General features: G+C 69.0%; 8 protein-coding genes. All 8 read left to right on the forward strand.

Translation table 11 applies throughout. The features are described from left to right. Position 1 precedes the first annotated feature (1 nt). From KHP12_RS44905 to KHP12_RS44940, 8 genes are read left to right on the forward strand one after another with little or no spacing between them, the layout of a single operon-like run. On the forward strand, positions 2 to 2,233 hold the full coding sequence (locus tag KHP12_RS44905; RefSeq protein WP_246643285.1) for an AAA family ATPase: 2,232 nt from the start codon (positions 2 to 4) through the stop codon (positions 2,231 to 2,233). Beyond that, positions 2,224 to 2,517, forward strand: a complete 294-nt coding sequence (locus tag KHP12_RS44910) for a hypothetical protein (protein ID WP_086880981.1) — start codon at positions 2,224 to 2,226, stop codon at positions 2,515 to 2,517. Before KHP12_RS44905 ends, KHP12_RS44910 begins: the two co-directional genes overlap by 10 nt. Then, the gene (locus KHP12_RS44915; protein WP_246648886.1) at positions 2,514 to 9,248 is read left to right on the forward strand and encodes an eCIS core domain-containing protein; all 6,735 of its coding nucleotides are present in this window, start codon (positions 2,514 to 2,516) and stop codon (positions 9,246 to 9,248) included. Before KHP12_RS44910 ends, KHP12_RS44915 begins: the two co-directional genes overlap by 4 nt. 37 nt (positions 9,249 to 9,285) lie before the next feature. Beyond that, positions 9,286 to 9,864 carry a HEAT repeat domain-containing protein gene (locus tag KHP12_RS44920; protein WP_208653269.1) on the forward strand — a complete coding sequence of 193 codons (579 nt, stop codon included), beginning with the start codon at positions 9,286 to 9,288 and terminating at the stop codon, positions 9,862 to 9,864. Further along, positions 9,861 to 10,547: a hypothetical protein gene (locus KHP12_RS44925; RefSeq protein ID WP_211834553.1), complete on the forward strand. Its 687-nt coding sequence runs from the start codon at positions 9,861 to 9,863 to the stop codon at positions 10,545 to 10,547. The genes KHP12_RS44920 and KHP12_RS44925 overlap by 4 nt, the downstream gene beginning before the upstream one ends. Positions 10,548 to 10,553: 6 nt before the next feature. Further along, on the forward strand, positions 10,554 to 10,943 hold the full coding sequence (locus KHP12_RS44930; protein ID WP_210608974.1) for a LysM peptidoglycan-binding domain-containing protein: 390 nt from the start codon (positions 10,554 to 10,556) through the stop codon (positions 10,941 to 10,943). Next, positions 10,936 to 12,075, forward strand: coding sequence for a hypothetical protein (locus KHP12_RS44935; RefSeq protein ID WP_210608972.1), 1,140 nt, complete (start codon positions 10,936 to 10,938; stop codon positions 12,073 to 12,075). Before KHP12_RS44930 ends, KHP12_RS44935 begins: the two co-directional genes overlap by 8 nt. An 18-nt stretch (positions 12,076 to 12,093) precedes the next feature. After that, positions 12,094 to 12,627: a phage baseplate assembly protein V gene (locus KHP12_RS44940; RefSeq protein WP_086883652.1), complete on the forward strand. Its 534-nt coding sequence runs from the start codon at positions 12,094 to 12,096 to the stop codon at positions 12,625 to 12,627. The last annotated feature ends 32 nt before the right edge of the window (positions 12,628 to 12,659 follow it).

The following is a 12,659-nucleotide window of genomic DNA, read 5'->3' on the forward strand; positions in this document are numbered from 1 at the left end:
CATGGGCACGCGGAACGGCCGCGCATCGGCAGCGTCCGACGCCGTCGCCGAGGGCGCGGACGCCATCGCGGGTGGGGACGCCACCGAGGGCGCGGACGCCACCGAGGGCGGGGACGCCGTCGCGGGTGGGGACTCGGACGCGGGTGGGGACGCCGCTGCGGGCGGGGACTTCGCCGCAGGGGCAGGCTCCAGCGCGGGCGCAGGCCCCTTCGCGGCCGGGCCCATCGCGGCCGAGGACGGGCAGGCCCTGGGCGCCGCCGTCCAGGCGGTACTGGCCCGCGTCGACGCCCACGCGCGCCGCGCCACCGCCAACGGCTCCCGGCCCAGTGCCTCCGCGAACCGCGATACCGCCACCGTGGACGACCCCAACACCCCAGCCACCGCCGCCCAGCCGCCCCACACGGAAGACCACGCGCAAGCGATCCCCGGCCCCGCCGCCCTCGACGCGCTCGTGGCGTGCTTCGGTCTCAGCACCTTCGAGCGCCAGCTCGTCCTGCTGGCGGCGGCCGCCGAGCTGGACCCCACCGCCGCCGCGCGGTGTGCCGCCGCCAGTGGCGATCCGGCCCGTGCGTACCCCACCTTCTCGCTCGCCCTCGCCGCGCTCGACGAGCCGCACTGGAGCGCGCTCACCCCCGTGTCCCCGCTCCGCCGCTGGCGGCTCGTAGACCTCGACGAAGAGACCCGGCTGACCACAACACGCCTCCGCATCGACGAGCGCATCCTGCACTTCCTGGCCGGGTCGCCCTACCTCGACGCCCGGCTGCACGGGCTGCTGCGCCGTGCGCAGCCCCCGCGGACCCTGCCGCCCTCGTACGACCGGGCGGCGGACCAGGTGGCGGCGGGCTGGAACGAGTCGCGTCCGGAGGCCCCGTTGCGCGTGGAGCTCGTCGGCGGCGATCTGACCACCCGTACCGACATCGCCGCCGAGGCCGCCCGCCGCACCGGACTCGCGCTGTACGTCATGGCCTCGGACGACGTCCCCACCGACGCGGCCGAACGCGACCGCCTCGCCCGCCTCTGGCAGCGCGAGGCCGTACTGCTGCCCGCGGCGCTCCTGCTGGAGGTCGGCGAGCCGGACCGGGAGCAGACCGCCGCCACGGACGCGTTCATCGAGGCCGCAGCCGTGCCCCTCGTGGTCTCCAGCGAGGACCCGCGCCGTACCGACCGCCCGCGCGGCGAGCGCGTCACCGTGCCCGGGCTGGACGACAGCGAACAACTCGACCTCTGGGCGGACGCCTTCGCCGACATCCCCCGGATCGAGGCGGCCCATCTGCGGTCGCTGGTGGCCCAGTTCCAGCTGCCGCCCCACATCATCCGCTCCGCTGCCGCCGCCGTACGCCGCGACCTCACCGACGTCACTGACGCCCCACTGGACCCCGCCGAACTCGCGTGGCGGGCCGGGCTCACCGAGGCGCGCATCGGCCTGGACGAACTGGGCCGGCGCATCGAGCCCGAGGCCGCCTGGGACGATCTGGTCCTCGCCGACCACCAGGCGCGGATCCTGCGCGAGATCGTCGCCCACGTACGGCAGCGCGCCACCGTCCACCAGGAGTGGGGCTTCGCCGCGACACTCCGCCGGGGCCTGGGCGTCACCGCCCTCTTCGCGGGCGGTTCCGGCACCGGCAAGACCCTCGCCGCCGAAGTGATGGCCAAGGAGCTGGGCCTGGACCTCTTCGTCATCGACCTCTCCCAGGTGGTCAGCAAATACATCGGCGAGACCGAGAAGAACCTGCGCAAGGTCTTCGACGCCGCCGAGCGCGGCGGCGCACTGCTGCTCTTCGACGAGGCGGACGCGCTGTTCGGCAAGCGCAGCGAGGTCAAGGACAGCCACGACCGGTACGCCAACCTGGAGGTCAGCTATCTGCTGATGCGCATGGAGGCGTACCGGGGCCTGGCCATCCTCACCACCAACATGAAGAAGGCCCTCGACCCGGCCTTCATGCGCCGGATCCGCTTCGTCGTGGACTTCCCCTTCCCCGGCGAGAGCGAGCGCGCCGAGATCTGGCGCCGGGTGCTCCCCGCCCGGGCGCCGACGAAGGACATCGACCCCGAACGCCTCGCCCAACTCACCGTGGCGGGTGGCTCGATCCGCAACATCGCGCTCTCCGGCGCCTTCCTCGCCGCCGAGGAGGGCGACCGCCTCCAGATGCGCCACATGCTGGCGGCGGCGCGCACCGAGTACCAGAAGCTGGACCGTTCGCTCACACCCTCGGAGGTCACCGGATGGGTCTGAACGAGGAGCCGCGCACGGTCCATGTGGACATCGGCGAGCTGACGCTGACCGGCTTCGGCGCCGGGATCGACCCGGACCAGGTCGGGGTGGCATTCCAGACGGAGCTGACCCGCCTCGTACAGGAACGCGGCGTACCGCTGGCGGCGACCGGCGCCGACCGCGCCCTCGACGTCCTGTCCGACCTGCCCCCGCTCCCCGCCACCACCTCCCCGGCCCGGCTGGGCGAGGCCCTGGCCCGGGCCGTACACGCGGGCCTGTCCGGAAGGGGGCGGGAGGGGACATGAGCAACGCACCGTCCACCACCCAGGACGACCGCGCGTCCCAGTCCGCCAAGCGCCGCAAGCGCAAGGAGCGGACCGGCAAGGCCCGTACGCCCGAACCCAAGGACATCGTCAGCGGCGCCGGACAGCCCCTCGACCCGAGCGTACGGCGCGACCTCGAAGAGCAGCTCGGCCACGACCTCGGCCAGGTCCGCCTGCACACCGACCGCGACGCGGGCCACCTCACCGAACTTCTGGGCGCGGACGCGGTGGCGGTCGGCCAGGACATCTTCTTCCGCGAGAACACCTACCGCCCCGGCACGACGGATGGCCGGCGCCTCCTCGCCCATGAATTGCTCCACACCGTCCAGAACCCCCACGGCCTCGGCACCCTGCGCGCGGGCCGCGACCTGGGCGCGGTGAGCCTGCCGCAGGACGCGATGGAGCGCGAGGCGGAGGGTACGGCGCGGGAGCTGGCCCGCGGCGGGCAGCCGGACACCGAGACGCGGCCGCAGCCGTCCGCGACCCCGGGCTGGCTCCGCTACGCCACGGTTGACGCCGACCGCAACCGCATGGAGAAGCTCGACCCGGCGACCCTGGTCGACCGCCTCGCCAACAGCGTCGTCCGCTCCCTGCGCGGCGACCCCGAGGACCGCTCCAAGCGCACCCGTATGCAACTGGCGCGGATGCCGGACGAGGTGCAGGACGCCGTCCTCGACCGCCTGGAGACCAGGCTCCTCAGCTCCGAGCACGAGCGGGTGCTCGACTTCGTGGACGAGGTCGAGGCGGACGGCAACCTGGAGCGGGAGTCGTCGGCCGCCCCGGAGGCCGAACCGGACCTGATCGAGGAGCTGCTGTTCGAGCGCGAGACGCGGCGGCGGAGGGCGGAGGAGCGCCGCGAGGAGGAGCAGCGCCCGGCGCCCGCGCCGGGTCCGGAGAAGGACGCGCCCGCGGGGGAGGGCGCGCCGGGCAGTACGCCGCAGAACGGTGGGGGCGCGGCGGAGCAGAAGGGGCAGGGCGGGAGCCGGGAGCAGAGGCCGGGCGCCGACGCGGGACGCCGGGGCGGAAGCCCTTCGGGTGGGAAGTCCGGCGGTTCGGCCCCAGCAGCCGCCCCTCAGTCCCAACCCCAGTCCCAACAGCCGTCCGGGGGCGGGCAGCAGGGCGGCGAGAAGAAGTCCGAGGGCTCCGAGAAGGGCAAGGAAGGAAAGGAAGGCAAGGAGGGGGAGGGGAAGGAGGGGCAGGAGCAGCAGGGTGTCGCGACGCCGAGCAAGGAGGAGTCGGCGGCCAAGAACCGCCCGGGCGCGGTCGATTCGCTCGTGGCGGGTCAGCAGCTGAAGCAGCAGGACAAGCGGGGCGCGGACAAGCCCACCGGTTCGCCGATGACGTCCGGCAAGGACACCCAGTCGCCCGGCCCCCTCTCCACGCTCGACGGCGTACGGGCCCAGGATCTCGACGGCCCGGAGGAGCGGGCCGAGGAGGATCCGTTCGGCTCCGGCAGTGAGTCGGAGGTCGAGGTCGGGGGCGCGGAGAAGAGCGCCTGGGACATCAAGCTCCAGCCGGAGGACTTCCTGCCCGAGCAGGACCTCGACGTGTCCGGCGTACCGACCGCCGACCAGCTCGACCCCGCCTCGTCCGCCGACGCCCCCGTTCCGTCCTTCCCCGCCCCTCCGCTGACCAAGGCCGACAAGGTGCAGGCCGAACGGGACGCGGAGGACGCCGAGGACGAGGCGGAGGACGCCGAACCCGAGGAAGACGCTGCCGACTCGGCCGTCGACACCGAACCGTCAGCGGAGGCGGACGAGGACACGACGGCGGCAGGCGCCGGGCTCAGCGGTCTCGCCCTGGAACAGGCCGCCGAGAGCCGACCGGGACCGGCCGCGACCCGCGACCCGAAGAGCGGCTCCGACCCCAAGGACGGACCCGTCGTCGCGCAGACGACGGTGCAGGAGGCCGCGGGCAGGTCGGAGGACGGCAGCGAAGCCACCGAACAGGCCGCGAAGGAGGAGAAGGGCACACCCGCGGCGGGTGACGCGCCGGGCGGTGCGCAGGAGAAGGCGTCCCCGCAGGCGGTGGGCGGTCAGGCGGCGCAGGAGCCCGCGGCCAAGGAGGAACAGAAGAAGGCGGACACGGCGCCGGCGGCCAAGAGCGAGCCCACCGCGGACGCCAAGTCCCCCTCACCCGCGCCGGACACCCAGGTCACGGGCGGGTCCAACGCGGATACGCCCGGCGGGGCGAGCAGCGGGGCGCAGAGCGGGCAGGGCGCGCCGACGGAACGTACGGAGACCCCGGCGGCGGAGTCGGCGCCGCCCGCACCGGAACCGAAGAAGTCCGCCGAGCCCGAGCCGCCGGCACCCAAGGCCGCGTCGGGAGCAAAGCCCACAGCGCCCAAGTCGGCACCGGCCCCCAAGACACCGCGTGGCGGTGGCGGCGGGGCGGGTGGAGGCGGTGGCGGCGGCAAGGCATCCGCCCCGGCCAAGGGCAGGAAGAAGGACTCCGGACCGGCCCCGAATCTCTCTCAGGTGTCCCCGGAAGCGGGCCTATCCACGGCCTCCAGGCTGAAGCCCCATGTGGCGTTGCAGGCCATGACGGGCGTGAGCGGCTCGGTCAACCGCACCGTCGGCGACGAACACAAGGCGCTCGCCGCCGCCCCGCCCTCGATGCAGCGCCCGGCGGGCGCCCCGCAGACCCTCCAGGGCAAGCCGAAGACCGACGCCCCGGCCCAGTACTCGCAGGATCCGGCCCAGAAGTCCGAGGCCCCGGAGAAGGAAGACGCCAAGGTCACGGGCGCCAAGGAACCCGAGGGCCAGATCGAGGCGGAGAAGGCCGAGGAGCCCGGCGGCTGGGACACCTTCAAGATGGCCCTGGGCTTCATCGGCGGCAAGATCGTGAACGCGGCCGCGAGCCTCTTCGGCGCCGACAAGCCTGTAGTGGACCCGCAGGCGCTGGCCGCGAAGTTCGCCGGGCTGCCGACCAAGGACGAAGCGCTCAAGCAGGCCCAGGCGGGCAACGCGCCGGGCGTACAGATGCAGGGCGCCGCCGACCAGACGGCCGGTGAGCAGGGCTCGGCCGTCGACACCAAGGGCCAGGAAACCGTCGCTACGGGTCGAGACGACGCGGGCCGGGGTATGGGCGAGGACCAGGTCTACCCCGACGCTCCCAAGGAGCAGATGGAGGCGAAGGTCCCCGGCCAGCAGGGCGGCGGCGGTAGCGGTGCGCCCAAGGGAGGTGCGACGACAGGCGCCGTCCCGCCCGAAGCCGCGTCGGAAGTGGCGGAGCACGAACGCGGACCGCAGTTCCAGGCGGCCTTCTCCGACGGCCAGAAGACCATGTCCGAGGGGCGGCAGACCAAGGACCGCGACTTCAGGAACGGTCAGCAGCAGCACAAGCAGCAGGTCAACGCGGAGATCGCGACCAACACCAAGAGCCAGGCGAGCGAGCGTCAGAAGGCGATGACGGAGGTCACCGCCAAGCGTGCGGACTGGCGCGCGGAGCAGGACAAGGAGCTCCAGTCGCTCGGCGACAAGAAGACCGAGCGCCACGAGAAGATCCGCAAGGACGTCAAGGACAAGGAAGAGCAGACCGACAAGGACGTCGACAAGGAGAAGGACGACAGCGACAAGAAGATCCAGGACAAGAGCGACCAAGCCGAGCGGGATGCCGAGAAGAAGCGCGACGCGAGTGTCAACGAGTCGGGCAACTGGGTCAGCAAGGCTTTCGACTGGATCAAAGACAAAGTCATCGAGATCAAGAACGCGATCGTCCGCGTCATCAGGGAGGCGCGGGACGCGGTCATCGGCTTCATCAAGAACTTCAAGGAGACCGTCGAACGCTGGATCAACGACGCTCGTAAGGCCATCGTCGACGCGATCAAGAACTTCATCAACGACCTGATCGAGTTCGCCAAGGCGATGGTGCGGGCCGTCATCGACCTGGCCAAGCGCATCCGGGACTTCATCACCGGCCTGATCAACGCCGCGATCGCCCTGGTCAACAAGCTCGCCACCATGCTCAAGCAGGCCATCACCGACCTGCTGAACGCCCTTGGCAAGCTGCTGAGCAGCATCCTGGACGTCCTGAAGAAGATGCTGCTGGACGTCGTCAAGGCCGTCGTTGACGCGGTCAAGGCGGTCCTGGACTTCGCCTCCAAGCTCTTGGGTGCGCTCGGCGACTTCATGCTCATCGCGGTCGACTTCCTCTCCGACCCCGGCGGCTGGCTGAGCGGGGCGAAGAACTCGGCGGTGGACGGCGCGAAGAACCACCTGTTCCGCGAGGTGAAGTCGGCCGTCAAGGAGTGGTTCCAGTCCAAGATCCAGGAAATCATCGGCGTCCCCAAGGCGATCCTGGACAAGCTGTTCAAGGGCGGCTTCACGCTGGAGCAGATCGTCAAGGAGACGTGGGACGCGATCGTCCCCCAACTGCCCTTTATCATCGGCGAGATCGTCATCACGAAGGTCATCGCCAAGCTGATCCCGGGAGCGGGCTGGGTGATGGCCGTCATCGACGCCATCCGCACGGCCATCGGCGCGCTCGGCGCGATCCTGCGCGCGGTGGGCGCGGTGCTCGACTGGCTGAAGCTCGTCCGCATGGGCGGCGCGGGAATCCTCTTCGCGAAGGCCGTCGCGGCGGGCATCGTGGCACTCCTCGAATTGGCCTACCAGGCGCTGCTGTCGGGGATCGGCAAGTACGTCGCGAAGGTGGGCCGGCGCTTCAAGGCCATCGCGGCGAAGCTGGGCCGGGGCAAGGGTGGCAAGGGCGGAGCTGGAGGGAAGGGCGGCGCGGACGGGGAGGGTGCGGAGGGTCGGGGCGGCAAGCCGAAGCCCGACGAGAAGCCCGAACAACCGACCTCACCGAAAACGACGACGCGCCCGACGCCAACGGCCACGAAACCGAAACCGGGTGCCGAACCGACGCCCAAGAAACCCACAACGCAATCGCAGCCCCAAACCAAACCCACCAGGCCCGAAGCCCCTGGCAGGCCCAAGCCCACACCCGACGCCAAGACCCCGGCCCCCACAACAAAGGACAAGAACGGCAAACCCAAGCCCGAGGAAGACCACCCGGACACCCGCCCAACCCCGACGGTAAAGCCCAAGCCCAAGCCGGAACCCCCGGCGAAGCCCAAGCCCGAGCCGCAGACAAAGTCCAAGCCGGACAAGGACGAAAAAACCCCGGGCAGCCCCAAGGACGACAAGGGCCCGGACGACCGGCCGCAGAACGACGACAAGCCCTCAACCAAGGACCCCAAGGACCAGGACCCGACCAAGCCCAAGCCCGACAAGGACGGTGACAAGCCCACCAGGCCGAAGGAAGACAACGGCAAGAAGCCCAAGCCGGACAAGGACGGCGACAAGCCAAGCCCCCGAAAGCCCAAACCCGACAAGGACGGCCCCGGCAGGCGGCCGAACAAGAAGGGCCCCAACAAGCGCAAGCCCCACCCCGACAAGAGCGGCCCCGGCCGACCGAAGACCAAGTCGCAGAAGGAACGGCGGAAGAAGGACGAGAAGTCCAAGGAGTCGAAGGACGAGCGGCTGCGCAAGATCGTCGCACGGATCCGGCCCAAGCTGAACTCCATGCTGGACAAGGGAACGCCCCGCCCCGTGATGCGTGCGGCGACCGCAGGCATGCGGCTCTGGTACCGGCTCACCGGGCTGTCGATCCAGGGCGGCGAATCCTTTGGCATCGAAGCCTGGCTGAACCCCCGGGATCTTTTCCTTAAGGGCCTCAAAGTCACCATCCCGCAACGCGAAGTTCTGGCCTTCGCCCGAAAACTGGCACTGGACCTTGAAAGCGATCCGGAAATCGTTGCCGCAAGGAACAAGAACCTTGAGTCCCGGGATGCGAAGGGGAGGGCGCCACGGAAACGCGAGAAAGGGCCCACCCCGCTTCCCGTACGAACCGGTGCCGCACGGCAACATGGTCCGCTCGCCCCCGGTAAGAAAGAATTCTGGGAGACCCCGAACGGCGTTGTGACAAGGACCCAAAAAGGAGAGTTGGCCGCATACAAATACGTCAGCAAGGGCGGCTCCTACAACACGCAGGCCGATTTCCGGGGCAATATCACAACAGGAATCGCGGATGACCTGCAGCAGCGTAGACTTGAACCGCAGTTCGCCGAGTTTCTATTGAACAGGTTCACCGGCCGCGACACGGGCGAGGTACCCGAGGAGATTGGTTTTGCCGCCCCTGCGTTCACCATCGACCAGCAGGAGACCGAACGCGACCCAATCGCCATGGTCACCAACCTCATGATGGCCCAGCGGCTCGAGAGTGCGACGGAATGGGAGATGCACGGAATTGGTCCGCAGAACTACAAGGGAATATTACTGTCCACACCCGCAGCCTTCCGTGGATCGGAAAGAGCCGGCACTGCCCTCAATGACGCGATAGCTTCGAACCGATCTTTTGAGGAGCTGTACGAGGAGCGCCAACTGCAGCGCGACCTGGAACTTAGTATCCTGAAAAGGGGTGAGGACCCGGCCCAGACGGATCCTTCGCTCGCCGCCACCCGCGAAGAGTCGGACAGAAAATACGACGCACGCAAGAGAGGGATTGACAGCGCACCCAAGCTGGCGAAGCGGCACATACAACAAATTTCGGCCTGGATCAGAGAGTTCGGGATTGAGGACGAGATCCGCAAACATATCCCTGCCGACGGATTCGACACCAAAGAGGAACGCGCGGAATCCATCAAGATGAAACTCTTTGAGATCATTGCGAAGAAGGTACGGGAAGCATATCTGAGCTCCTTGCGCTGACGCCGGGGAAGAGTGAGAAGGTGGTCCCATCACATACATGAGCGATCGACATGTACTCCGTCCGGGGGTGGGCAAATTCGCGGTGCGCGAATTTGCCCAGCTGCTCCGCTGGCCCATGGTTGAAGACATTCCACGAAACGAGGATGAGGGCGTCGACGGCCTGACCGAATGGGAACTCCCGGGCGAAACTTCGTTCTTCTGCTGCGAAGATGCCGACTTCGGAATTCCCTACTTTGCCTTCACGGGTCTGCACCGGCATGCGGTGGCTCCTTTCGTGGCGCAGGTGGATGCTGCCCTAAATCCGTGGAAGCTTGAGGAACTCTTCAAGAAGTACGACAAGACCCAAGATGGGCAGGAAATCGCGGAGGCCACCCTGCTCATCGGAATCGCCGCACCCAACGACTTCCATGATGGCGTCTTTGCGAGAATTAGTGCGTCCTTGGAGAGCGACAATGAGAATGTGCGTTGGATCGGGGTGTGGTCCACGACATACGCAGGATATGAAGAGTTCCTGCCGGGAATTCGGCGGATGTGTGCATCAGATCCGGTCGACTGGGTGAGGAAACGAGCCGAAACCGTATTGGCAGCCTTTGCCGAAGTGGATGGTGAGCAGTGACCCGCTACCCCGATATACCCAAACCCATCCGCTCCGGAATAGTCCTCGTAGACCCCGAACGCGGCACCCCCCAACGCATCATCATCCTCCAGTTCAACCCCGACACGCTGGAGCGGTCATTGGCTCCCCAATCCGCCGGAGACCAAGCCGACAGCGGCGGAGGTGGCAGCGGAAGCGGGGACAAGAACGAGGCGCTGCGCCTCAAGGGGCCCGCACAGGAGACGTGGAAGTTCACCGCCGAGATCGACGCGACCGATCAGTTCGAGGTGGCCGCGCCCGACGGGATACACCCGCAGCTCGCCACGCTCGAAATGCTCGTGCAGCCGACCACGGCCAAGTTGCGGGACGCCATGCGGCTGTCCAAGAAGGGGACCATCGAGATCAGCCCCATCGAGATGCCGCTGACCCTCTTCACCTGGGGGAGTAAGCGGGTCATGCCCGTGCGGATAACGGAACTCTCGATCAACGAATCGGCGTTCGACGTCAACCTCAACCCCATCCGCGCATCCCTCAGCATCGGGCTGAAGGTGCTCACCGTGAGCGATCTGCCCGCCGGCCACCGCGGGGCCGAGCTCTATCTGGCGCATCTCGCGCAGAAGGAGCGGCTCGCGGCGGCGGCGCGCGGCGGTGCGCTCAGCGCGCTGGGGTTGAACAGCGGGGACATCGGGCTGGGGAGGGTGTAGAAGCAGATGGCCGGGTCACAGCCACAGCCGTACGAGAGCGCGCTCGACGCGATTCCGGGGTCGCACCCCTACCCCCGCTCCAGCCGCTACCACGACGCCGAGATCGGGATCCACATCCAACCCGACGGCACGCCCGTCCGGTACGTCAAGCGGCGACTGCTGCCGCCCCTCGGCGAGGTGGCCGAGGACACCGCCACCCACACCGTCAGCAGCGGCGAGCGTCCCGACCACCTCGGTCAGCGCTACTTCGGCGACCCCGCCGCCTGGTGGCGGATCGCCGACGCCAACCCCGTCCTCGACCCCCGCGAGCTGACCGCCGAGCCGGGCGAGGAGATCGAGATCCCCAACGGATTCCCAGGCGGCGGAGGCGGCGGAGGCGGTGGGCGTCATGGCTGATGAGCCCGTCGGACAGGGGCCCATCCACCTCGAATTACGGATGGGGCCCAAGCTCACCCGGCCCGTGCCTCCCGAGGTCACCGACGCGCTGCTGTCCGCGCAGATCACCACCACCGCGGGCGAACGCAGCGGCTTCCAGATGGCGTTCGACCTCACCAAAAGGGGCGCGATCATCGATCGACTGCTCCCCGAGGGGTTCTTCGACCCCCGCACCCGCGTCATCGTCACGGCCGCCGTCAAGGGCACGCCGATCGTCCTCCTCGACGGGCTCATCGTGCGCCACGAGGTGGGGGCCAGCAATCAGCCCGGGCAGACGACCCTCACCGTCACCGGCGAGGACCTCACCCTCCTTATGGACTTGGAAGAGCGGGCCGACCGTTACCCCAACCTCTCACCCTGGCAGCGCGTCACCCGCATCCTCGCCAAGTACACCGACTACGGGATCGACGCCCACGTCGTCAAAGAGAAGATCCTCCAACCGCCCAACGCACAGCGCCGCGTGGACTACCAGACCGGCACCGATCTCCAGTACGTCACCGATCTCGCCCAGGCCAACGGCTATGTCTTCTACCTCATCCCCGGGCCCGTGGCCGGCGTCTCCACCGCCTACTGGGGGCCCGAGAAGCGCGTCGGCACGGCCCAGCACGCCCTCACCGTCAACATGGACGTCAACTCCACCGTCGACCAGCTGACGTTCGCCTACGACGGGACCGCCCGCGAGGAGCCCCAGGCCCGCTGGCAGGACCCCACCACCCGTACCTCCACCCTCCTCGCCCAGCCCGACATCAGCCCCCTCCGGCCGCCCCTCGGCAAGCGGGCCACCCCGGCCCTCAAGCGCAAGACGCTCTCCGGCACCGCCAAGAAGGACCGGGCGCAGGCCGAGGCCGAGGCCCTGGCGAGGGCCGCCACCACCGCCGACGCCATCTCCGGATCCGGCTCGCTCGACGTCAACCGGCACGGGTACATCCTCCAGCCGCGCCAGCTCGTCGGCGTCCGGGGCGCCGGGGTCACCTACGACGGGGAGTACTACGTCAAATCCGTTACCCACCACCTCCGGCCCGGCTCGTTCCTGCAGAACTTCACGCTCACCCGCGAAGGGCTGATCGCCCGGAGCGACACCGTTCGGCCCTAAGCCCTCAAGGAGCCCCCTATGGCGGCCACGTCCAACAACCGCTTCCTCGGCAAGTTCCGGGGCCGGGTGCGGGACAACCAGGACCCGCTCGGCATCGGCCGGATCACCGTCGAGGTGCCCGATGTCCTCGGCGATGAGCCGTCGACCTGGGCCATGCCCTGCTTCCCCTTCACCGGGGAGCAGCAGCGGCCCGCCGGGCAGTACGTCGTGCCGTCCGTCGGGGCCGGGGTGTGGGTGGAGTTCGAGCAGGGCGACCCCAGCTTCCCCATCTGGACGGGGTGCTGGTTCGGGGCCAGGGAGCAGCTCCCGGAGGACGCGCGGACCGGTCCGGCGACCGCGCACCCCGTGGTGATCCAGACGCCGGGGAAACACAAGATCGTGATGTCCGACGTTCCGGCCGAGGGCATTTTGCTGCAAGCGCCCGGCGGCGCGTTCATACGGATCGACGCGACCGGAGTGCACATCGACAACGGCCAGGGGGCGTCCGTTTCCCTGGTCGGAGACCAAGTCGACCTGAACCAGGGCCGGTTGACCGTGCCCAAGAAGCGATAGCCACAAGAGATAGCCACAAGAAGCGATAGTCA

The sequence above is a fragment of the Streptomyces asiaticus genome (assembly GCF_018138715.1).
GTDB classification, from domain to species: Bacteria; Actinomycetota; Actinomycetes; order Streptomycetales; family Streptomycetaceae; genus Streptomyces; species Streptomyces asiaticus.

Bases quoted from the DNA above. Each gene is read 5' to 3' on its own strand.
- KHP12_RS44905 (WP_246643285.1), top strand. From the start codon at position 2: ATGGGCACGCGGAACGGCCGCGCATCGGCAGCGTCCGACGCCGTCGCC.
- KHP12_RS44940 (WP_086883652.1), top strand. From the start codon at position 12,094: ATGGCGGCCACGTCCAACAACCGCTTCCTCGGCAAGTTCCGGGGCCGG.
- KHP12_RS44920 (WP_208653269.1), top strand. From the start codon at position 9,286: ATGAGCGATCGACATGTACTCCGTCCGGGGGTGGGCAAATTCGCGGTG.
- KHP12_RS44935 (WP_210608972.1), top strand. From the start codon at position 10,936: ATGGCTGATGAGCCCGTCGGACAGGGGCCCATCCACCTCGAATTACGG.
- KHP12_RS44915 (WP_246648886.1), top strand. From the start codon at position 2,514: ATGAGCAACGCACCGTCCACCACCCAGGACGACCGCGCGTCCCAGTCC.
- KHP12_RS44930 (WP_210608974.1), top strand. From the start codon at position 10,554: ATGGCCGGGTCACAGCCACAGCCGTACGAGAGCGCGCTCGACGCGATT.
- KHP12_RS44910 (WP_086880981.1), top strand. From the start codon at position 2,224: ATGGGTCTGAACGAGGAGCCGCGCACGGTCCATGTGGACATCGGCGAG.